Here is a 21,919-nt window from a genome sequence, read left to right on the forward strand (position 1 = left end):
GCCTTGGTGGCGCGGGGGGCCGTTCGTTGTGTGTGGTGCGTGGTGGCGGCCGGGTGGCGGTTCGGCGTGGTGTGGTGCGTGGTGGCGCGAGGCTGTTCGCCGTGTGCGGTGCTGATGGCGCCTGGGGGTCGTTCGTTGTGTGTGGTGCCTGCTGGTGCCGGGGATCGCTCGGCGTATGTGGTGCCTGAGGGCGCGGGGCCTGTTCGTTGTGTGTGGTGCCTGCCGGTGCCGGGGATCGCTCGGCGTGGCGGTGTGTGCTGGCGTCGGCGTTCGTTCGTCGTGGTGCGGCGCCTGATGGCGAGGGGGAGTTTCGGCGTGTGTGGTGTCTGGTGGCGCCGGGGTTCGTTCGTCGTGGCGGTGCGTGATGGCGTCCGGGTTCGTTCGGCGTGGTTGGTGCGTGATGGTGCCGGGGATCGGTTGTCGTGCGTGGTGACTGCTGGCGGGGGGCGTTCGGTGTGTGCGGTGCCTGATGGTGGGGGTGCCGTTTGTCTTGTGTGGTGCCTGCTGGCGCCGGGGGCCGGTCCTCGTGCGTGGTGTGGGCCGCCTACGGGAGGCTGCCTGCCGTGTGGTGTCGGTGGGTGGGGGATTCGGCTGCGAGTGATGTCGTGAGCAGGAGGGCCGGGATGGTCAGGGCCGCTGCCACCGGGACGCGGGTCGTGAGGGGGAGCGTGCACAGGATGGCCGCCGCCGTGGCCAGTCGGATCAGGACCACGTGTTCCCGTACGCCGGTGAAGCCGGCCCTGATGAGTGCCGTCGCCGTGAGGAACACGGCGGTGCCGCCCAGGACGCAGGCCGCCAGCGGGGTGTTGAGGCGGTGCGACGTCGTGGTCACCGCCGCGCCGACCGCGCCCGCGGTGATGGCCAGGGACAGTTGGACCGGCAGGTGCCCGAAGACGTAGATGTGCAGGTGGCGGCCGCCCGCGGCCAGCTCCTCGTGGGCGCCGGGGCGGGTGCCGGACGCGCTGAAGTACGACCACCATAGGCCCGCCGTGAGCGCGAACGCCGCGGCGCCGGTGAGCGCCGCGGCCGGCGCCGTGTGCACCTTGACCAGCCCGTTGGTGAACCCCAGCACGCTCTCGCCGAGCACGATGATGGTGAACAGGCCGAACCGTTCACGCAGATGCTCCGCGTCGCCGGGGGCGTCGGCCAGGCGCCGCCCGGCGAGCAGCGGCAGGGCCAGCTCGCCGGCCATGGCGACGCCCCAAGTGACGTACCTGGCAGGCCCGTCGAGCGTGAACGTCGCCGTCAGCCAGACCGCCGCCGTGATCGCGGAGCCCGTCACGTACGCCACCACGATGCGCCGCAGACGCGGCTCCTGGCGCAGGTCCCAGACGTAGAGCGCGGCGACGCCGGCCCGCGCGCCGAGGTAGGCGACGACGAAACCGGCGTCGGCGCCCCGGCCGTGCCCGACCCCGCCGATGTAGACGGCCATGCCGGCCACCGCGGCGAGCCCCACCGTGGTGAGCAGGCGCTGGACCGTCCGGTCGTGGTCCGCGCGGTTGGCGCGGACCGTGTACAGCACCCAGGTCCACCACAGCGGGACGAACAGCGCCGCGGCCGCGGCCGTCGAGGCGGCGTCCGGATGACCGCCCAGACGGTGCGTGGTCTGTCCGACCGCCGCCACGAAGACCAGGTCGCCGAAGAGCTCGAACCAGGTCGCGCGACGCGGCAACTCTCGTACAGCAGGCGGCTGTTGGGCCGTCTCCTCGACACCGGGGGATACGGTCATGGGCGCGAGGCTAACCCGTGGACGCCCGGCTCAGCGGCCCGTCGGCAGGTTTGCCCCGCCGGTGCAGTCCAGGACCACGCCGGTGATGAAGCCGTTCGTGGCAAGGGAGTTGATGGCCGCGGCCACCTCCTCGGGGGCGCCGACGCGGCCCACCGGGGTCGTCGCCGCGAGCCCCGCGAACAGCTCCGCGCGCTGCTCCGGCGGCACCCGGTCCCACCAGGGGGTGTCGATGACGCCAGGGGAGACCGCGTTGATCCGGCGCGGGGCGAGCTCGACGGCGAGCGGCGGGATCATCGCTTCCAGCGCGCCGTTGATCGCGGCCAGGCCCGAGGTGCCGGGGAAGGCGGCGCGGGCCGAGGCCGCGGTGATGAGGGTGACCGAGGCGTGCCCGGTCAGATGCGGCAACGCCGCCTGGAGGATGCGCAGTTGGGGCCAGAACTTGGCGTCGAAGCCATGGGCGAGGTCGGCCAGGTCGAGGTCGGCGAACGCCCCGGCGCCGGCCGCGCCGCTCACCGCGACGACCAGATGGTCGATGGGTGCGGTGGTGGCGAAGAAGGCGTCGATGTCGTCCTGCGCCACGGCGTCCATCCGGTACGTGGTGGTCTTGCCGCCGATGCGGGCGGCCGCGTCGGCGAGGCGCTGCTCGTCGCGGCCGGTGATCGTGACCTCGGCGCCGCCCCGGGCGAAGAGCGCGGCGGTGGCCTCGCCAATACCGGAGCTGCCGCCCATGACGACCGCGTGGGTGGTGGGAGTGGTGGAGGGTGTTGCAGAAGTCATGGTGACCCTGTCCTCGTGTCCCGTGGGTTCAGTTGTGGAGCCGGCAGCGGGGCCCCAGTGGAGTCGCAGTGGAGTCGTAGTGGAGCCCGCTGGTTGACGAGACCAGCGGTCTCGATAAAGTAAGTTTTACCGAGACCGCCGGTCTCGTCAAGATGGTTCGGGCGGAAACCTGGGAGGAGTGGCCGGAGATGAGCGAACAGGTGCAAGGGGAGGCGCGGCCCCACACGGGCCGCCGGCGCAACGAGGAGGCGCGCCGTGCCGTCCTCGACGCGGCGCTGCGGCTGCTCGCCGACGCGGACGGCGCACCCGTCGGCGTCGACGCGATCGCGCGGGAGGCCGGGGTCGGCAAGCAGACGCTGTACCGGTGGTGGCCCTCGAAGGGTGCGGTGCTGCTCGACGCGCTGACCGGCCGCGCCGAGCAGGCCGTGCCGGCCCGCGACTCCGGTTCGCTGCGCGAGGACCTGCGGGCGGTGGTCGCCGCCACGTTCGCGGGCGCGCAGACGACGCCGGTCGGCCCGGCCCTGCGCACGCTGGTGCGGGAATCTGCCCGCGACCCCCATCTCGCCGAGCTGATGCGGCAGTTCACCGGTTCGCGACGGTCGGCGCTGCGCGAAGTGCTGGCCCGGGGGCAGGAGCGCGGCGAGCTGGCGGCGGACTGCGACCTCGATCTGATGGTGGATCAGGTGTATGGCGTCTTCTGGTACCGCTTCCTGCTCGGGCACGCCCCCTTGGGTGAGGCGGAAGCGGTTCGCCTCGCCGACTCCCTCGTACAGCAGGGGAGTTGACGGGGCGGGCCTACTGCTTGCCGGTGTCGGGCAGGTGCAGGATCGGGAAGCTCCCCGTGTTCGTCGGGGCGTGTTCCGGCAGCCACAGCACTGCCACGGCGCCCTCGGCGGGGGCATCGTGATCCGCTCCCTGGGGGCGGATGTTGCGGAACGTGAGGCGGGCGCCGAGCACCCGGGCCTGCCCGGCCGCGATCGTCAGACCCAGGCCGTGGCCGTGCCCCGCGCGGTCGGCGGCGCCGGTGCGGAAGCGGCTCGGCCCCTCCTCCAGGAGCTCCTCAGGGAAGCCGGGGCCGTGGTCGCGCACCCGAAGGACCCGGCCCTCGACGCTGACCTCGATGGGCGGGCGGGCGTGCTTCGAGGCGTTGGCCAGCAGGTTGAGAAGGATGCGCTCCAGGCGCCGCGGGTCCGTCGTCACCTCGGACTCGTGTATCACCCGGACGGTCACGCCGTCGCCCGCGCGGGACGCGATCCGGCGCTCCACGAACTCGCCGAGCATGATGTCCTGCAACTCGGCCCGCTCCGCTGCACTGTCGAGCCGGGCCACCTCCAGGACGTCCTCGACGAGCGTACGCATCGCCTGCGCGCGGTCCTTGACGAGCTCGCTGGGCCGCCCGGGAGGCAGCAGCTCGGCTGCCGTGAGCAGCCCGGTGACCGGCGTGCGCAGCTCGTGCGCGATGTCGGCGGTGACCCGGCGCTCGGCCTCCAGGCGCTGCTTCAGGGCGTCGGCCATCGCGTCGACGGCCTGCGCCAGATCGTCCGTCTCGTCGCGTACGACACCGCCGATGGCGCGCCGGACGCGGACGTCGCTCTGGCCCGCGGCGACATCGCGTGCCGCGCTCGCCGCCTTGCGCAGGCGGCGGGAGAGCTGGCCGCCGATGAGGACGCCGAGCGCGCTGCCGCCGAGCACGACGGAGATCGAGCCGATGAGCAGCGCCTTGTCGAGGTCCTTCATCACGGTGGCGCTGCGGTCGGCGAACCGGGTGTGCACCGAGAGGATCCCGCCGTTGCTGAGCGGGACCGCGGCCCAGATGTCGGGCACGCCACTGGCCGACTCCGACACGTAGGTGACGCGGCGGCCCTCGCGGGCCTTCGCGCGCAGGTCGGGCGGGAGCGCAGGGTCGTCCACCCGGAAGCCGACGGGCAGATTGCCGCCGCGCGCCTCGTACTGCCGCTGCACGAACTGGATCCGCTCGTCCTGCACGTCCCGCGCGTTGTCCAGCATCGAGACGCGGGCCGCGTTGTGCACGACGAGGCTTAGCGCCACGGCGACGAGCGCGCCCACGAAGGCGATGGCGACGCTGATCTTCCAGCGCACGCCGGTCCGCAGGCCGTGCGGGATCCAGGAGCGGACGGATTTCCGCGCGGCGGGCGACGACCCGGCGGCGGCCGACTTCGCCGCGGCGCCCGCGGCGCCCGCGGCGCCCGTGGCGCGAGGCGCCGGAACGGCCGATCTCGCCGACGCGGTCCCCGTGGTGCTGCCCCTCCTCATATGCGCTGTCCCATCAGCCCGGTCAGGCCTTGAGCTTGTAGCCGAAGCCGCGGACCGTCTCGATCCGGTCCTGGCCGATCTTCGTGCGCAGCCGCTGCACATGGACGTCGACGACGCGGGTGTCACCGCCCCAGCCGTAGTCCCACACGCGCTCCAGAAGCTTGTCGCGGGACAGCACCGAGCCGGGCGCGGAGGAGAACTCCAGCAGCAGGCGCATCTCGGTGGGCGTCAGGGCCACCGTCTCGCCGCCCTTGCGGACCTCCATGCCGTCCGTGTCGATCTCCAGGTCGCCGAAGCGCAGCGCCCCGTGGTCGGGCGCGTGGCTCTCCTCGGCCGCGCCGGAGCGGGCCGCCGCCGCGATGCCCGCGTGCCCGAAGCGGCGCAGCACGGCGCGGATCCGGGCCACGAGCACCGCCCCGTCGAACGGCTTCGTCACGTAGTCGTCGGCCCCCGCCTCCAGGCCGAGCACGACGTCGATGGAGTCCGCGCGCGCGGAGAGCATGATCACCGGAACCGTCGACTCGTCGCGGATGCGGCGGCACAGGGAGACCCCGTCGAGCCCCGGCACCATCACGTCGAGCAGCGCGATGTCCGGCCGGTCCGACCGGAACGCCTCCAGGCCCTTCAGCCCGTCCGGCATCGCGGTCACCACGAAACCGTCGCGCTCCAGGGCGAGCTGGGTGGCCTCGCGGATGACGTCGTCGTCCTCGACGAACAGGACGTGCGTCGGCTCGCCCTTGCGCTCACCGCCCATGCCGGCCATCAGTTCTCTCCTCCACCACGTGGGCCCTCACCGTGCGGGTCAGCCGGTGTCGTCCGAAGGTGCCGGGCTCTCCCCGTCCACCGCGTTGCTGTAATCGTTGTGCGTGCGGCTCTCCTGGGAGAAACCGTGCCCGCTCCACCGGTACGTGAGGATCTCCTCGCCCGACGGTGACGCGACCGAGTCACCCTTCTCGTACACCTGCTTGGTGACCACCAGATCACCCCGGTCGATCTCCGCGTACACCGGGGGCTCTTCGTCCTTGAACACATTCTTGTACGTGCCGCCCTCGTCGCGATACACGTATGTGCCGATGCCGACCGCGTCCCCGCAGGTCATCACGTTCACCACGACGTCGCTCCGGGAGCTGCCGGTCAGCGTTCCGTAGCTCACGTCGACCGGGTACTCGTCGGCCACGCACGGCTTCAGGTCGCGCTTGATGTCCGCGCCGACCTTCGGGTCCCGCTTCACGATCCGCACCGCTTCGGCGGAGCTGGGGGCGCTCGGCGACGCGGAGGGCGAGGGGCTCGCGCTGCCCGCGGCCGCAGTCGACCCCACCGGGTCCGTGCGGGCCGGGCCCTCGTCGCGGGCGCCGGTGCCACCGGTCGAGCAGGCCGCGAGAACCCCGGCGAACAGCCCGATGGCGGCGAGCCCGGCGATCGCCGCGCTCCCCGCCTTCATGCCCCGCATCACGACGGAACGCCCCCGCTTCACGAACGAACGCCCCCTCGTCAGGGACGTACGAATCCCAGAGGCCCGTATGCCTAGGCCGCGCAACGCTCCCGCTCCTTCACGTCGAGCGCGCGGCCGGCCAGTTCCTCGCGCTCCCGCTTCTCCAGCTCCTCACGGAGCCGGGCAAGGGCCCGGTGCAGCGTGCTCTTCACGGTTCCGGCCGACATTCCGAGAGCGGCGGCCGTCTCCTCTGTGGACATCTGCTCCCAGTGTCGCAGCACCACGACGCTGCGCTGCTTCGGAGCGAGCACCTTCATGACGTCCATCAGCAGGGCGCGGTCCGCGTGCTGCTCCGTCGAGTCGTCGATCGAGGACTCCGGCAGCTGCTCGGTGGGCACTTCCTCCAGCTTGCGCGCCCGCCACCACTCGGTCCGCGTGTTGATCATGACGCGGCGCAGGTACGCGTCGGCCAGCCGCTTGTCCGCTATGCCGTCCCACCGCCCGTACGTCCGCACGAGCGCGGTCTGCAGCAGGTCCTGGGCGTCGACCGGGTCGGGCACCAGACGGCGGGCGCTGCGCAGCAGAGCGTCCTGCCGCGTCCGCACGTACTCTTCGAACCCGAGCACCTCACCGGCATGCGCCATGATCAACTGCCTCCCGCTTCCCGCAATCCCCGTGGTCCGCACAGATCGTGTGCGGTTACGAGGAAGAAGTTACGGAGGAGTTGTCACGGCGTTGTCCGTTCCGGCCAGCGGCCAACGCACGACTGTCCGTCGGTTGTGTAACGAACATAAGAGCGCCGTAAACCGGCGCCCGGCTCAGCCCAGCGGAAGCCGGTAGAGGCCGCCCGCGAGCGGCTCCACCAGACCGTCGTCGACCAGGCCGTCCAGCGCCCTGGCCCGCTGCACGGGCTCGTCCCACACCCGGTCGAGCGCCGCCTGCGGCACCGGGTCGACGGCCTCGCGCAGCACGGCGAGCAGCTTGCCGCGCACCTGGCGGTCCGTGCCCGCGTACGTCTGGCCGCGCCGCGCCGGGCCCTCGTGCGCGGGCTTCCCGGAGAGCCGCCACGCGCACATCGCGGCGATCGGGCAGCGGTGGCACTCCTCGTTCTTGGCGGTGCACACCAGGGCGCCCAGCTCCATGGAGGCGGCGGCCCACTTGGCGGCCGTTTCGTCCTCCTCGGGCAGCAGCGCCCGGGCCAGCTTCCGCTCGGCGGCGGTCGTCGCGTTCGGCGGGTACTGCACGCCGGCCACCGCGCGGGCGAACACCCGCCGCACGTTCGTGTCGAGCACCGCGTGCCGCTGCCCGTACGCGAACGAGGCGACGGCGGCCGCCGTGTACTCGCCGATGCCGGGCAGCGCGAGGAGTTGCGCGTGACCGGTGGGTACGTCGCCGCCGTGCCGTTCCGTTATGGCGACGGCCGCGCCGTGCAGGCGCAGGGCGCGACGCGGATAGCCGAGCCGTCCCCAGGCGCGGACGGCCTCACCGGGCGCCTCCGCGGCGAGGTCGGCGGGCCGCGGCCAGCGCGCGAGCCACTGCTCGTACACCGGGAGCACCCGGTTGACGGGGGTCTGCTGGAGCATGAACTCGCTGACCATCACGCCCCACGGGCCCGCGTCGCGGCGGCGCCAGGGCAGGTCGCGGGCGTGCTCGGTGAACCAGTCGATGACCGGTGCGTGGAGATCGGCGTTCTCGGGGTTCTTTGTGAGCGCAGTCATGGCACGTCCGATCCTGCCACGTGAGCGCCCGGGCTCCGGAGGGGCGCCACCGGACTTGCCACCCTTGGGTCACCCGTGGAGGCTCAACGCCGGTGCGCGCCGCGCCGCGAACGGCCGTCGCCCGCCGAGCCGTACCCGGCCCCGGCGGGCCCAGGACCGGCGAACCACCGCACGACCCCGTTCCCGGACCCCCGCATCGCCTCGGTCACCCGCGCTCCCGGCCGCGTCAACAGGCGTACGACGAGGAACGCGACCAGGGTGCCGAGCAGCAGCCCCACCGCGACGTCATGCGGGTAGTGCACGCCGACGAAGACGCGGGAGAACGCCATGAGGAGCGCCATCGGCACCGTCAGCCAGCCGATCCTCGGCCAGGCGAGCGCGAGGCCCACGGCCGCGGCGGCGGCGATCGTGGCGTGGTTGCTGGGGAACGACCAGTCGCCGTAGGCCGGGCAGTCGATCAGTGGGGCGAGCGCTCCGGAGACGGCCCGGCACGGGCGGTCCTCGTCGATCCCCGACTTGACCACCTCGCTGATCACGTACGCCACGGCGGTGGCCAGTGGCGCGAGCACCGCGACGGCGAAGGCCTTCGGGTCGTTGCCCCGTGCCCGCCACCAGGCGACGACGAAGAGCACGGCGAACAGCAGCAGCCCGACTTCCGTCCACACCTCCATGAGGTGCTGAAACCACGAAGGGGTGTCGTGGGCGAAGTCGAGGATGCCGCGATACAGGTCGGAGTCGATGGTTCCCATGGTGACGGACAGTATGCATGACCCCGTTACCGTCACTTCAGGCGATGGTAGGGCAGCTGTGGGACGGCGTTGAGGGCCCGCGCGTGATGATGATCCGGAAAACTTGGTGTGCGAGGCGGCGGGTAGCGCCGGACAACGGCCCGATCTCTCGTAAGGTTTGAGCCGTGGGATCTCTGCGCAATCCGATCGGGCCGCTTCCCTCCTCCATCTATTGGCGACGGAGGGTTGTTCTGCTGTCCGTGGTGGCGCTGCTCGCGCTGCTGATCGTATGGATCGTCAACTTGGGCGGTGGCGGCGGAAAGAACGGCGCCGGCGGTCCCGGCGGCAAGAGTCCGACGGAGTCCATCACGCCAGGCCCCTCCGGCTCGGGGCCCGCGATCAGCGAACACCCCGGCGGACGCGACGAGTCGGGCGGTTCCGGCGGTTCGGGTTCGGGCTCCGGCTCGGGTTCCGGGTCCGGCGGTTCCGGTGCGGGGTCCGGCGGTTCGGACGATGCGGCGGGCGGCGACACCGGTGACGGCGGAGGCAGCGGAGGCAGCGGCGGTACGTCCGCCGGGGATCAGGTCCCGGCCGGCTCCAGCCTCCCGGACTGCACGGCGGGCGCCGTGACCCTGAAGGTGCGCAGCGTCCACAACTCGTACGCGCCCGGGGACAAGCCGAAGCTCGAACTCGTCGCCAAGAACACGGCGGACAAGTCCTGCAAGGTCGACCTCGGGCCGAAGACCGCGGTGGTCACGATCACCAAGGCGGAGGGCGACAAGCCGTTCTGGTCCTCCGACGACTGCCCGGCCGGGGCGGGGAACATGGTCCTGCGGGCGCCCGCGGGCGGCACGGTGCAGCGTGACTACACGTGGGACCTGCGCCCGAGCGCGCCGCAGTGCGCGACGCCCTCGGCGGGAGCCGCGGGGCCGGGTACCTACCTCGTCGAGGTCAAGGCGGCGCAACTGCCTGCGGCGCAGACGTCGTTCGTCCTGAAGAAGGACTAGGTTCGGCGCCCTCCGGCGCGGCGTCTCGGGGCTCTGCCCCGGACCCCGCTGGCTCTCGTACGAAAGGCGGGCTTCAGTTGGCTACACGTAGCGTTCGAGGATCGACGACTCCGCCAGCCGCGACAGGCCCTCACGCACGCTGCGCGCCCGCGCCTCGCCCACCCCGTCGACCGTCTGAAGGTCGTCCACGCTCGCGGCGAGCAGCTTCTGCAGGCCGCCGAAGTGCTCCACGAGGCGGTCGATGATGGCGCCGGGAAGGCGCGGCACCTTGGCCAGGAGCCGGAACCCGCGCGGCGACACCGCCGAGTCGAGCGCCTCGGGGGAGCCGGTGTAGCCCAAAGCCCGTGCCACTATCGGCAGTTCGAGCAGCTCCGCGTGGCTGAGCGAGTCCAGCTCGACGAGCGCCTCCGCGACCGTGCGGGAGCGCTTGGCGGTGGGCTCGGGCACGTAGTCCCGCGCGACCAGCTCGCGCTCCGGCTCGACGCCCGCGATCAACTCGTCGAGCTGCAAGGCCAGAAGCCGGCCGTCGGTGCCCAACTCCACGACGTACTCGGCGATCTCCGTGGCGATGCGGCGCACCATCTCCAGGCGCTGCGCGACCGCCGAGACGTCCCTGACCGTGACCAGGTCCTCGATCTCCAGGGCGGAGAGCGTGCCCGCCACCTCGTCGAGTCGCAGCTTGTAGCGCTCCAGGGTCGCGAGGGCCTGGTTGGCGCGGGACAGGATCGCCGCCGAGTCCTCCAGGACGCGGCGCTGCCCGTCCACGTACAGCGCGATCAGGCGCATCGACTGGGAGACCGAGACGACGGTGTAGCCGACCTGCTTGGAGACGCGGTCCGCCGTGCGGTGCCGGGTGCCGGTCTCCTCCGTCGGGATCGTCGGGTCCGGCACCAACTGGACGCCGGCCCGCAGGATCTTGTCGAGGTTCGAGGAGACGACGATGCCGCCGTCGAGCTTGCACAGCTCGCGCAGGCGCGTGGCCGTGAACTCCACGTCGAGGATGAAGCCGCCCGTGCACATCGACTCGACCGTCTTGTCGGAGCCGAGGACGATCAGGCCTCCGGTGTTTCCGCGGAGGATGCGCTCCAGGCCGTCGCGCAGAGCGGTTCCGGGCGCGACGGCGCTCAGCGCGGCGCGCATCAGACTGTCCGCACCGGAGCTTCCGCCGGACTTGCCGGGAGCTGCCGCCCGGTCGTTGGCTGCCACTGCACTCCTCCGGATCGCAGACTTTGGGGTGCCCTGGGGCTCGTGGCCCCCGTCCCGCGCGTTCGTACGCACGGGCGAGACCAGGGCAAAGTCTACCGGCGCTGCTCCGGCTCCCGTGGGGCGTCTTGGCGACGGCCCTTCGGCAGCACCCGCAGAGCATCCCCTATATCGGCGACTTCCAGGACCTTCATACCGGCCGGAACCTTTCCGGGATCGGCCGGGACCAGGGCGTGTGTGAACCCGAGCCGGTGCGCCTCCGCGAGCCGGCGCTGCACGCCCGTGACCCGCCTGACCTCGCCCGCGAGGCCTACTTCTCCGATCGCCACGAGGTTCTTGGGGAGCGGGGTGTCGCTCGCCGCGCTCGCCAGGGCCAGCGCGATGGCCAGGTCGGCTGCGGGCTCGGAGAGCTTCACACCGCCGACCGTCGCCGAGTAGATGTCCCGCTTGCCCAACGCGCTGATCCGCCCGCGCTGTTCGAGCACGGCCAGCATCATCGAGACGCGGGAGGTCTCCAGGCCGGACGTGGTGCGGCGCGGCGAGGGGATCTGGGAGTCGACCGTGAGCGCCTGGACCTCGGCGACCAGCGGGCGGCGGCCCTCCAGGGCGACGGTCAGACAGGTGCCGGGCACCGGCTCGGCGCGCCGCGTCAGGAACAGGCCGCTCGGGTCGGCGAGGCCCGTGATGCCCTCGTCGTGCAGCTCGAAGCAGCCGACCTCGTCCGTCGTCCCGTAGCGGTTCTTGACGCCGCGTACGAGACGCAGGCGCGCGTGCCGGTCGCCCTCGAAGCTCAGGACGACGTCGACCAGGTGCTCCAGGAGGCGCGGGCCCGCGATGGTGCCCTCCTTGGTGACGTGACCGACAAGCAGCGTGGACATGCCGCGCTCCTTGGAGGCGCGGATGAGGGCGCCCGCCACCTCGCGGACCTGGGACACGCCGCCGGGCGCCCCGTCGATCTCCCCGGACGCGACCGTCTGTACGGAGTCCAGGATGAGCAGCGACGGCTTCACCTCGTCCAAGTGGCCGAGGACGGCGGCCAGATCGGTCTCGGCCGTCAGGTACAGATGGTCGTCGATCGCGTGGATGCGGTCCGCGCGCAGGCGCACCTGCGAGGCCGACTCCTCGCCCGTCACGTAGAGGGTCTTGTGCTCCTCGCCGGCCGACTTGGCCGCCACGTCAAGCAGGAGCGTGGACTTGCCGACGCCGGGCTCGCCCGCGACCAGCACCACCGCTCCGGGCACCAGGCCGCCGCCGAGCACCCGGTCCAGCTCGGGCACGCCGGTGGTCCGGGCCGTCGCCTGCCTGCCGTCGACCTGGCCGATGGGCAGCGCCGACGTGGTGACGCGGCCCGGTGCGGTGGTGCGCACGGCGGGCGCGCCGTACTCGTCGATCGTCCCCCAGGCCTGGCACTCGGGGCAGCGGCCCAGCCACTTGGCCGTCTGCCAGCCGCATTCGGTGCAGCGGTAGGACGGACGTGCCTTGCCGGATGCGGATTTCGTACGGGCAGCCATGAACGGAACCGTAGCGGGCAGGACTGACAACGGGCGGACGCGGCCCGGGCCATCGCCCCGCACGTCGCCCCGCGTAGCCGTGCTGGCCACGGAATGGCGGGTTCCTGTCCTCTTTTGAGGGATCGTTTCACCCGTAAGGATTAAATGTGCTCAAGGGGGAGGAAGCCCCTGCGTGAGGCGCCTACGGTCGCACGGTGATGAGCAGCAGGCCGGAAACTCCCACACAGACCACCGGCGCACACCGGGCGCACCGCGCCGGGGCGAGGCGGCAGGAGCCGCGCAGCGCCCCGCAGCGCCCGCCTGCCCGCTACGAGCCCTGTCTGGACGGCCTGTTCACCTACTGCCTCTCGGTGCTCTGCGATCACGACGAGGCGACCGAGGCCCTCGGTGACGCCCTCGCTCTCGCCGAGCGGCGCGGCTCCCGCGCCCCCGCAGGCGACTCTCCCGCCGAGCGCAGGGCGTGGCTCTATGCGCTGGCCCGCTGGTCCTGCCTGCGCCGTCTGGCCGAGGCCAATCGGCGGCGTCAGAGCGCACAGGGGAGCGCGCAGGGGAGCGCGCGGGAGGGCGCGCGGGAAGGCGGCCGGCCCCAGGACGGTCTCCTCCAGGAGGAGCGCAGGCGGCAGCTCGCCCAGCTCGCCTGGCCGGAAGCCGCCGGCACCACCCCGGAGCAGCGCGAAGCCCTTGAGCTGGCCGTGCGCCACCAGCTGTCGCCGCGCGAGGTCGCCGCCGTCCTCGGCACCGACCCCACCGCCACCCGCGAGCTGCTCTCGGCCGCGGCCTGCGAGGTCGAGCGGACCCGCGCCGCGCTCGCCGTCGTCGAGACCGGCACCTGCCCCAGCGTCGCCCGTCTCACCGGCGACAACCAGGTGCTCCTCTCGGCCGCCCTGCGCCGCGAGCTGGTCCGGCACGTCGACGACTGCCCGCGCTGCCGCCGCACCGCCGAGCGCGCGGCGCCCCGCGCCTGGCCCGGCACGTCGGTGACGCCCGCCGCGCTGCCCCTCGTGGAGGCCCCGCGCCCCGCCCTGCACTTCGCGATGCACGGCAGGCACACCGGCGCCCCGCGCTTCGACCGGCGCGGCTACCCGATGGACCCCAAGGACCGGGCGGCCCGCCGCGACCGGCTGCGCTCGCGCGCCGTGACGACGACCGTGGTCGCCACCGTGGTCGCCGCCCCCGTGCTCGCCCTGTGGGCCGCCTATAGGGGCGCTCCGCTGACCGGCGAGGCCGCGGACGGACGCTCCGTGACGGCCAGCGAGGACGGCACGGCCGACAGCCTCGACGGCGAGCGGACAGGCGGCGCGTACGAGAACGCGGGGAACGCGCGGACGAGCCCCGACCCGAGCTTCACCGCGGGCAGCCGCTCACCCGACGTCTCCGTGGAGGTCACCTCGCCGCCCACGCGCGCGGGGCGCGGCCCCGGCCGCATCACCGTGGAGGCACAGCCCAGCGGGAACTCGACGGCGATCACGCTCACCGCGTCGGGCCGCACGCCCGTCGACTGGACCGCGTCCACGGACGCCTCCTGGCTGTACCTGAGCCAGGCCGGGGGAACGCTGCGCCCGGGCGAGTCGCACACCATCCACGTCTACGTGAACGAGTACCGGGAGCCGCGCGGGCACTGGACGGCGCACGTCGGGATCGACCCGTCCGGGGCCGTCATCTCCCTTGAGGGGTACGGGGGTTCCGGGTCCGGAGGCGGCGGCACCTCGCGGCCTTCGCCGTCCCACTCCGTCCCGTCGTCCCCGTCCCACCCGAGGCCCACGCCCACGCCGACGCACTCCTCGCCCGACCCGACGCCGGATCCGACCGGGAGCTCGACGCCGAGCCCGAGCGACCCCGAGCCCTCCGACTCGGCGCCCCCGTCCGACCCCGCGTCGCCCTCCGGGACCGGGGGGTCCGGGACGGGCTCGCCGCCGGGGACCCCCTGACGTCCGGTCCCGGACCTCCGGATGTGCGCGTTACGCCGGGTCGGCCGGGTGCGGGGCGACGAGCGGGAGGCCCTTGGGCGCGGCCGCGAGGCGCTCCTCGCACAGCTCGACCAGCTTGTCGTAACCGGCCTTGCCCATCAGCTCCGTGAGCTCGGGACCGTAACTGACGTAGACCGGGTCGCCCGCGCCGTGCGCCGAGGTCGCCGACGTGCACCACCAGTGCAGGTCGTGACCGCCCGGGCCCCAGCCACGGCGGTCGTACTCGCCGATCGAGACCTGGAGCACCTTGGTGTCGTCGGGCCGCTCGATCCACTCGTACGTACGCCGGACCGGAAGCTGCCAGCAGACGTCCGGCTTCGTCTCCAGGGGCTCGCGGCCCTCCTTGAGCGCCAGGATGTGCAGCGAGCAGCCCGCGCCGCCCTTGAAGCCCGGCCGGTTCTGGAAGATGCACGAGCCCTCGTACGGGCGGGTCTGGCGCTCCCCGTCCTCGTCCACGGAGACCCAGCCGGTCTCGGTTCCGATGTCGTGGTGCTGCCAGATGTCGGGCGTCAGCCGCGCCACGTTCTCGGCCACCCGCTTCTCGTCGTCCTCGTCCGAGAAGTGCGCGCCCAGCGTGCAGCAGCCGTCGTCGGCGCGGCCCGCCTGGATGCCCTGGCAGCCGCTGCCGAAGATGCAGCTCCAACGAGAGGTCAGCCATGTCAGATCGCAGCGGAAGATCTGCTCGTCGTCCGCCGGATCCGGGAAATCGACCCACGCGCGCGGGAAGTCGATGGGCTTCTCGTCCGCCTTGGCCCGCTGCTTCGGTTGCTTCTGCTGGTCCTTCTGCTTCAGCTCCTGCTTTGCCGACTTCGTCTTCTTGTCGCTCTTGTCGGCCTTGGCCTTTTTCGTCTTTGGCACCGTTCCAGAGTAAAGGCGTCGGCGCCTTCCACCGGACCTTCCTGGACAGGCAAGCCGTTCAGAGCAGTAGCGTTCCCTACATGAGACTCGGTGTCCTCGACGTGGGTTCGAATACGGTCCATCTGCTGGTGGTGGACGCACACCCCGGCGCCCGCCCGCTGCCCGCGCACTCGCACAAGGCCGAACTGCGGCTCGCCCAACTCCTCGACGACCGCGGGGCGATCGGGTCCGACGGCGTGGACCTGCTGATCAGGACGGTCAGAGAGGCCATGGAGGCCGCGGAGGACAAGGGCGTGGAGGACCTGCTGCCGTTCGCGACATCGGCGGTGCGCGAGGCCAGCAACGCCGACGACGTCCTCGCGCGCGTCAAGGACGCCACGGGCGTCGAACTGCGGGTGCTCAGCGGCGAGGAAGAGGCGCGGCTCACGTTCCTCGCGGCGCGGCGCTGGTTCGGATGGTCCGCGGGCAGGCTGCTGGTCCTCGACATCGGCGGCGGCTCCCTGGAGATCGCGTACGGCATCGACGAGGAGCCGGACGCCGCGGTGTCGCTGCCGCTCGGGGCGGGTCGGCTGACGGCCGGCTGGCTGCCCGGGGACACGGCGGATCCGGACGACGTGAAGGCGCTGCGGCGGCATGTGCGGGCGCAGATCGCGCGCACGGTCGGGGAGTTCAGCCGGTTCGGGGCGCCGGACCACGTGGTGGCCACGTCGAAGACGTTCAAGCAGCTGGCACGTCTCGCCGGGGCGGCCCGGTCGGCGGAAGGCCTCTACGTACAGCGGGAGTTGAAGCGGAAGTCCCTGGAGGACTGGGTGCCGCAGCTCGCCGCGATGACCGTGGAGGAGCGCGCCGAACTTCCGGGCGTCTCCGAGGGCCGGGCCGGCCAGCTCCTGGCGGGGGCGCTTGTGGCGGAGGGTGCGATGGACCTCTTCGGCGTGGAAACCCTGGAAATCTGCCCCTGGGCCCTCCGCGAGGGCGTCATCCTCCGCCGCCTGGATCACATGCCGACGACCTGATCCCCGGTGCCGGTAATTCAAGCCCCGCCGGCGATTGAGGCGCGGGGTCCGGGGCGGAGCCCCGAGGCGTCACCCCCGGGTGGGCGCCCCCACCGGAACGACGGGGCCGTACCCTGTCCCCGTGGCAGAACCAGTGGTGCGCATCCCGGATGCGAAGGTCGCGCTGTCCACGGCCTCCGTGTACCCGGAGTCGACGGCGACGGCCTTCGAGATCGCCGCGCGCCTGGGCTACGACGGCGTAGAGGTCATGGTCTGGACCGACCCCGTCAGCCAGGACATAGAGGCCCTGCGCCGCCTCTCCGACTACCACCGCATCCCGATCCTCGCCGTGCACGCCCCATGTCTGCTGATCACGCAGCGCGTGTGGTCGACGGACCCGTGGGTGAAGCTGCAGCGCGCGCGGGCCGCCGCGGAGAAGCTGGGGGCGTCGACCGTCGTCGTGCACCCCCCGTTCCGCTGGCAGCGCCAGTACGCGCGCGACTTCGTGCAGGGCGTCTGGCGGATGGCGGACGAGACCGATGTGCGGTTCGCCGTCGAGAACATGTACCCGTGGCGCTACCGGGACCGCGAGATGCTCGCGTACGCCCCCGACTGGGACGTCACCAAGGACGACTACCGGCACTTCACGGTCGACCTCAGCCACACCGCGACGGCACGCACCGACGCGATGCAGATGATCGACCGGATGGGAGACCGGCTCGGGCATGTGCATCTCGCCGACGGCAGCGGTTCGGGCAAGGACGAGCACCTGGTCCCCGGGCGCGGCACGCAGCCCTGCGCCGAACTCCTGGAGGGCCTCGCCGTGAGCGGGTTCGACGGACACGTCGTCATCGAGGTCAACACCCGCCGCGCCATGTCCAGCGCCGAACGCGAGGCCGACCTGGCGGAGGCCCTCGCCTTCGCCCGCCTGCACCTGGCGTCGGCCGCGCGGGTGCCGCGTTCATGACCGAGCCGGCGCGCCGCCGGGGCCGCCCCCCGCGCGCGCGGCAGGACGCGGGACCCGGCATGCGGGAGCGGATCCTCGACGTCGCCCGCGAGGAGTTCGCCGAGCGCGGCTACGACAAGGCGTCGGTGCGCGGCATCGCCAAGGCCGCCGGGGTGGACTCGGCCCTGGTGCACCACTACTTCGGCACCAAGGAGCAGGTGTTCGCCGCGTCGATCGAGGTGGCGCTCGCCCCGGCCCTCAAGGCGCCCGCCGCCCTGTCCGACGGGCCCCTGGACGAGGTCGGCGAGCGCATGACCCGGTTCTTCTTCGGCGTCTGGGAGTCGCCCGAGACGCGGGTCCCGCTGCTCGCGATCCTGCGATCCGCCGTGAACAACGACGTGGCCGCGGGCGTCCTGCGCCGCCTGATCGCCTCCCGGCTGCTCGCGAGCATCGCCGAGCGGCTCGACCTGCCGAAGGACGAGGCCGAGCTGCGCGTCTCGCTGGCCGCCGCGCAGCTCATGGGCGCCGCCATGGTCCGTTACGTGATGCGGGTGGAGCCCATCGCGTCCGCGGACCCCGAGCGGATCATCGCGCGGATCGCTCCCGTGGTGCAGCTGCATCTGACCGGCCCGTGACCTGAGACGGCCGTCCCGGCATTCGGACACCCTGTCCAGGGCTTGGATCGGCGGCGTAGGCTCGGGAGACAGTCTTTTATCCCTCTGAAGGAGCGAGCGACGATGCCCGAGCTGAGGTCCCGCACAGTCACCCACGGCCGCAACATGGCGGGCGCCCGCGCCCTTATGCGTGCCTCCGGTGTACCCGGTGCGGACATCGGCCGGAAGCCGATCGTCGCGGTCGCCAACTCGTTCACCGAGTTCGTGCCCGGTCACACGCACCTGTCGCCCGTGGGCCGCATCGTCAGCGAGGCCATCACGGCCGCGGGCGGCATCGCCCGCGAGTTCAACACGATCGCCGTCGACGACGGCATCGCGATGGGCCACGGCGGCATGCTGTACTCCCTCCCCTCCCGCGACCTGATCGCGGATTCGGTCGAGTACATGGTCGAGGCGCACTGCGCGGACGCGCTGATCTGCATCTCCAACTGCGACAAGATCACCCCCGGCATGCTGAACGCCGCGCTGCGGCTCAACATCCCGACGGTCTTCGTCTCCGGCGGCCCCATGGAGGCCGGCAAGGCCACGCTGGTCGACGGCACCGTCCGCAAGCTCGACCTGGTCAACGCGATCAGCGACGCGGTCGACGAGAGCGTCTCGGACGAGGACATCCTCCGCATCGAGGAGAACGCCTGCCCGACGTGCGGCTCGTGTTCCGGCATGTTCACCGCCAACTCGATGAACTGCCTGACCGAGGCCATCGGCCTCTCCCTGCCGGGCAACGGCTCGGTGCTCGCCACCCACACCGCCCGCAAGGCGCTGTACGAGAAGGCGGGCGCCACGGTCGTCGAGATCGCCAAGCGGTACTACGACGGCGACGACGAATCGGTGCTGCCGCGCAACATCGCCACCCGCGCCGCCTTCGACAACGCGATGGCGCTCGACATCTCCATGGGCGGCTCCACCAACACGATCCTGCACCTGCTGGCCGCCGCGCAGGAGGCCGAACTTGACTACACGCTCGCGGACATGGACGCCGTCTCGCGCCGCGTCCCGTGCCTGTCCAAGGTCGCCCCGAACGTGGCGCCCGGCGGCACGTACTACATGGAGGACGTGCACCGCGCCGGCGGCATCCCCGCGATCCTCGGCGAGCTGTACCGCGGCGGTCTGCTCCACGAGGACGTGCACACCGTCCACTCCGCGTCCATCAAGGAATGGCTCGACGACTGGGACATCCGCGGCGGCGCCGCGACCGAGGAGGCGAGCGAGCTGTGGCACGCCGCCCCCGGCTGCAAGCGCTCCGCCGAGGCCTTCTCGCAGTCCGAGCGCTGGGACACCCTCGACACCGACGCCGCAGGCGGCTGCATCCGTGACGTCGCGCACGCGTACTCGAAGGACGGCGGCCTGGCTGTCCTGAAGGGCAACCTCGCCGAGAACGGCGCCGTCGTGAAGACCGCCGGTGTCGACGAGTCCATCTGGACCTTCGAGGGCCCGGCCGTCGTCTGCGAGTCGCAGGAGGAGGCCGTCGAGAAGATCCTGCTCAAGCAGGTCAAGGAGGGCGACGTCGTCGTCATCCGCTACGAGGGTCCCAAGGGCGGCCCCGGCATGCAGGAGATGCTCTACCCGACCTCGTACCTGAAGGGCCGCGGCCTCGGCAAGGCCTGCGCGCTCGTCACGGACGGCCGCTTCTCCGGCGGTACGTCGGGCCTGTCCATCGGCCACGCCTCGCCCGAGGCCGCCGCCGGTGGCACCATCGCGCTCGTCGAGGACGGCGACCGCGTGCGCATCGACATCCCGAACCGCGGCATCGAACTCCTCGTGAGCGACGAGGAGCTGGCCGCGCGCCGCGAGGCCCTGGGCGGCGTCTACGCCCCCAAGTCCCGCGAGCGCAAGGTCTCGGCCGCTCTGCGCGCGTACGCCGCGATGGCCACCAGCGCCGACACGGGCGCGGTCCGCGACGTGTCGCAGCTCGGCTAACCAGGGAACCAGGGATCTACGGATCGTCCGCCGTGGCGGTGCCGGAAACGGTGCCGTCCGGCGCGCTCCCGTACACCCGGTCGCCCCTGACGACCGGCGCCGGAATGTCGGCCACCACCCGGTCGGCGCGGTCCGCGGGCCGGGCGCTGCTCTGGCCGACCGGACGGCCCGTGCGCCGGTCCACCGCGAGCAGCCGGCCGTCGGGGGCCGTCACGTAGACCCGGTCGGAGGCGGCGTCGACGGCGGGCGCGGAGCCCCGGCTCACGGAGGTCTCCGAGCGCCACACCTGCTTGCCGGTCGCCAGGTCCTGCGCCACCAGCGCGCCGCCCGCCGCGAGCAGATACGCCGTGTGCCCGTGCAGCGCCGCCGTCGCCGCGGGCAGCGGCAGCGAGAGCCGTACGCGACGTGCCACCGCCCCGTCCGTGAGGCGATGGCCGACGAGCGCCACGGTCTCGCCCGAGGCGCCCCGCTCCGTGCACCACAGAACCCCGCCGGACACTCCGATCGGGGTCGCCGTGCCCGGAGATCTCCGCTGCCAGCGGATGTCGCCCGTCCTCGGATCCACCGCGCTCACCCGCGTGTTCGCCCCGTCGGGCGCCGACGTCGTCGCGTAGGCCAGGTCTCCGCCGACGTACGAGAGGGCGGTCCCGGACGTCGACGAACCGGGGAGCCGACGGTGCCACTCCTGTCTCCCGGTCGTGCTGTCGACCGCGCTGAGTGTGCCGTCGGGCGCCGCGAGGAGCACCCGCCCCGCCGCCTGGCGCACCTGCCCCTGGAACCGCGACACATCCATCGACCAGCGGGACCTGCCCGTATCGGCCGCCATCGCGACGAGCCGGGACCCGTCCGGGGTGAGCGCGTGCACCAGCCCGCCCGACACCACGGGCGCCTCCCCGCCGGCGTTCCCCGCCCCGCCGGACGCCTTCCGCTTCCACCGCACCGAGCCGTCCCGCGGATCCAGCGACACGGCGAGCGCACCGGGCACCGCGCAGTACAGGCTCCCGTCCCCGTACGAGCAGGCGGGCGCGGCACCGGAGCCGAGCCTCTGCTGCCAGGGGTGGAACGTGGCGGGGGAGCCGGCCGGCGCGGTCCGGGTGCCGGTGCCGTCGTCGTTCCCGGTGATCAGGGCCGCCGCGAGCGCGCCGCTCAGCGCCAGGGCCCCGGCGAGGGTGATGAGGGTGCGGGGACGGGGACGGGGGAGCGAACGCTTCGGCGGGGCCGGCGAACTCGGCGCCACCTCACTGGAGTCGGGCGCCACTTCACTGGAGTCGAACGTGGTGGACGGCTCGGCCGGCGGCCGCTGCGCCGGGATGAACGCCTGCGTGTCGTACCGCGCCGCGATGTGCCGCAGCTCCGCCATCAGCTCGTCCGGCGTGGGCCGCTCCTCCGGCTCCTTCGCAAGGCAGGCGAGGACGAGCGGCGCCAGGTCCTCGGGCACACCGGACACATCCGGCTCGTCGTGCACCACCTGGTACGCCACGAGATACGGGCTGTCGGAGTCGAAGGGGCCCCGCCCGGTCGCGGCGTGCACGAGCAGCGAACCGAGCGCGAACACATCGGCGGCCGGGCCCACCTCGCGGGGGCGGCGGAACTGCTCGGGCGCCATGAACGGCGGCGTGCCGATCAACTTGCCGGTCTCCGTGCGCAGTTCACTGTCCTTGGGCCGGGAGATCCCGAAGTCGATCACCTTGGGGCTGTCCTCGGCGAGCAGCACATTGCTCGGCTTCAGATCGCGGTGCACGACCCCGGCGCGATGGATGTCGCGCAGCGCCTCCGCCAGTCCGGCCGTCAGGTGCCGCAGCTGCGCGGGCGCCAGCGGCCCGTTCCGCTTGACGTGCTCGGCGAGGGTCGGGCCCGGGATGAACAGGGTGGCCATCCACGGCAGTTCGGCCTCCGGATCGGCGTCGACGACCGGCGCGGTGAAGGCCCCGCTGACCCGGCGCGCGGCCGCGACCTCCTGCCGGAACCGCCCCCTGAACTCGGGGTCCTCCGCGAACTCGGCGTGCACCACCTTCACCGCGAGCGGCAGCCCCGCCGCCGACCGCGCCAGATGCACGACGCCCATGCCGCCCGCGCCGAGCCGCTCCTCGAGCCGGTAGTGCCCGGCGTACTCCGGAAGTTCCGCTTCCGGACCGCTCCCGATGCTGTTGTACGACGGCATGTCCACGCCCCCCGTGGCTGATGAA

19 protein-coding genes are annotated in these 21,919 nt (G+C 72.7%); 7 read left to right on the forward strand and 12 right to left on the reverse strand.

Annotated features, from left to right (window positions below; all coding sequences use genetic code 11):
* Window positions 1–544 precede the first annotated feature (544 nt).
* The gene (locus tag ACP4E5_RS25280; RefSeq protein WP_425832386.1) at window positions 545–1,729 is read right to left on the reverse strand and encodes a low temperature requirement protein A; all 1,185 of its coding nucleotides are present in this window, start codon (window positions 1,727–1,729) and stop codon (window positions 545–547) included.
* Window positions 1,730–1,759: 30 nt separating this feature from the next.
* Complete coding sequence (locus ACP4E5_RS25285; RefSeq protein ID WP_425832388.1) at window positions 1,760–2,506, reverse strand: SDR family oxidoreductase; 747 nt, start codon at window positions 2,504–2,506, stop codon at window positions 1,760–1,762.
* A gap of 188 nt (window positions 2,507–2,694) precedes the next feature.
* Between ACP4E5_RS25285 and ACP4E5_RS25290 the strand changes: the two genes are divergently transcribed.
* Entirely contained in the window at window positions 2,695–3,291 is a 597-nt protein-coding gene (locus ACP4E5_RS25290; RefSeq protein WP_425832390.1) for a TetR/AcrR family transcriptional regulator, read from the forward strand.
* 10 nt (window positions 3,292–3,301) lie between these two features.
* Here the strand turns inward: ACP4E5_RS25290 and cseC are convergent, their stop codons facing one another.
* The 6 genes from cseC to ACP4E5_RS25320 all read right to left on the reverse strand — a co-directional run bounded on the left by cseC (window position 3,302) and on the right by ACP4E5_RS25320 (window position 8,679).
* Window positions 3,302–4,780, reverse strand: coding sequence for a two-component system sensor histidine kinase CseC (gene cseC / locus ACP4E5_RS25295; protein ID WP_425832392.1), 1,479 nt, complete (start codon window positions 4,778–4,780; stop codon window positions 3,302–3,304).
* 22 nt (window positions 4,781–4,802) lie between these two features.
* Window positions 4,803–5,534 (reverse strand): two-component system response regulator CseB, encoded by a 732-nt coding sequence (gene cseB, locus ACP4E5_RS25300; RefSeq protein ID WP_425841639.1) that lies wholly within the window; start codon window positions 5,532–5,534, stop codon window positions 4,803–4,805.
* Window positions 5,535–5,582: 48 nt separating this feature from the next.
* A complete protein-coding gene (locus ACP4E5_RS25305) occupies window positions 5,583–6,221 on the reverse strand; it encodes a hypothetical protein (protein WP_425841642.1) in 639 nt (212 codons plus the stop codon).
* A gap of 83 nt (window positions 6,222–6,304) precedes the next feature.
* On the reverse strand, window positions 6,305–6,856 hold the full coding sequence (locus ACP4E5_RS25310) for a SigE family RNA polymerase sigma factor (RefSeq protein WP_385762887.1): 552 nt from the start codon (window positions 6,854–6,856) through the stop codon (window positions 6,305–6,307).
* Window positions 6,857–7,030: 174 nt separating this feature from the next.
* Window positions 7,031–7,930, reverse strand: coding sequence for an HhH-GPD family protein (locus ACP4E5_RS25315; protein ID WP_425832395.1), 900 nt, complete (start codon window positions 7,928–7,930; stop codon window positions 7,031–7,033).
* Between the two features lie 83 nt (window positions 7,931–8,013).
* On the reverse strand, window positions 8,014–8,679 hold the full coding sequence (locus ACP4E5_RS25320) for a phosphatase PAP2 family protein (protein ID WP_425832397.1): 666 nt from the start codon (window positions 8,677–8,679) through the stop codon (window positions 8,014–8,016).
* A 164-nt stretch (window positions 8,680–8,843) separates the two neighbouring features.
* On the opposite strand from ACP4E5_RS25320, the gene ACP4E5_RS25325 reads away from it, so the two are divergent.
* Window positions 8,844–9,665: a hypothetical protein gene (locus ACP4E5_RS25325; protein ID WP_425832399.1), complete on the forward strand. Its 822-nt coding sequence runs from the start codon at window positions 8,844–8,846 to the stop codon at window positions 9,663–9,665.
* Between the two features lie 81 nt (window positions 9,666–9,746).
* On the opposite strand, the gene disA is transcribed toward ACP4E5_RS25325, so the two are convergent.
* Together disA and radA are read right to left on the reverse strand one after the other, a co-directional pair.
* On the reverse strand, window positions 9,747–10,871 hold the full coding sequence (gene disA, locus ACP4E5_RS25330) for a DNA integrity scanning diadenylate cyclase DisA (RefSeq protein WP_425832401.1): 1,125 nt from the start codon (window positions 10,869–10,871) through the stop codon (window positions 9,747–9,749).
* 92 nt (window positions 10,872–10,963) lie between these two features.
* A complete protein-coding gene (gene radA, locus ACP4E5_RS25335; protein WP_425832403.1) occupies window positions 10,964–12,379 on the reverse strand; it encodes a DNA repair protein RadA in 1,416 nt (471 codons plus the stop codon).
* A gap of 197 nt (window positions 12,380–12,576) precedes the next feature.
* On the opposite strand from radA, the gene ACP4E5_RS25340 reads away from it, so the two are divergent.
* Window positions 12,577–14,307, forward strand: coding sequence for a BACON domain-containing protein (locus ACP4E5_RS25340; protein WP_425832405.1), 1,731 nt, complete (start codon window positions 12,577–12,579; stop codon window positions 14,305–14,307).
* A 30-nt stretch (window positions 14,308–14,337) separates the two neighbouring features.
* Here ACP4E5_RS25340 and ACP4E5_RS25345 read toward each other — a convergent pair whose 3' ends face one another.
* Window positions 14,338–15,204: a DUF3109 family protein gene (locus tag ACP4E5_RS25345; RefSeq protein WP_425832407.1), complete on the reverse strand. Its 867-nt coding sequence runs from the start codon at window positions 15,202–15,204 to the stop codon at window positions 14,338–14,340.
* Between the two features lie 80 nt (window positions 15,205–15,284).
* On the opposite strand from ACP4E5_RS25345, the gene ACP4E5_RS25350 reads away from it, so the two are divergent.
* The 4 genes from ACP4E5_RS25350 to ilvD all read left to right on the forward strand — a co-directional run bounded on the left by ACP4E5_RS25350 (window position 15,285) and on the right by ilvD (window position 19,733).
* On the forward strand, window positions 15,285–16,217 hold the full coding sequence (locus ACP4E5_RS25350; protein ID WP_425832409.1) for a Ppx/GppA family phosphatase: 933 nt from the start codon (window positions 15,285–15,287) through the stop codon (window positions 16,215–16,217).
* Between the two features lie 121 nt (window positions 16,218–16,338).
* Window positions 16,339–17,163, forward strand: a complete 825-nt coding sequence (locus ACP4E5_RS25355) for a sugar phosphate isomerase/epimerase family protein (protein WP_425832411.1) — start codon at window positions 16,339–16,341, stop codon at window positions 17,161–17,163.
* Window positions 17,160–17,777, forward strand: a complete 618-nt coding sequence (locus ACP4E5_RS25360; protein ID WP_425832413.1) for a TetR/AcrR family transcriptional regulator — start codon at window positions 17,160–17,162, stop codon at window positions 17,775–17,777. The genes ACP4E5_RS25355 and ACP4E5_RS25360 overlap by 4 nt, the downstream gene beginning before the upstream one ends.
* A 102-nt stretch (window positions 17,778–17,879) precedes the next feature.
* On the forward strand, window positions 17,880–19,733 hold the full coding sequence (gene ilvD, locus ACP4E5_RS25365) for a dihydroxy-acid dehydratase (protein ID WP_425832415.1): 1,854 nt from the start codon (window positions 17,880–17,882) through the stop codon (window positions 19,731–19,733).
* A gap of 16 nt (window positions 19,734–19,749) precedes the next feature.
* Here the strand turns inward: ilvD and ACP4E5_RS25370 are convergent, their stop codons facing one another.
* On the reverse strand, window positions 19,750–21,894 hold the full coding sequence (locus ACP4E5_RS25370; RefSeq protein WP_425832417.1) for a protein kinase domain-containing protein: 2,145 nt from the start codon (window positions 21,892–21,894) through the stop codon (window positions 19,750–19,752).
* Window positions 21,895–21,919: the final 25 nt, after the last annotated feature.

It is taken from the genome of Streptomyces fractus, from assembly GCF_049844455.1.
Lineage (GTDB): Bacteria > Actinomycetota > Actinomycetes > Streptomycetales > Streptomycetaceae > Streptomyces > Streptomyces fractus.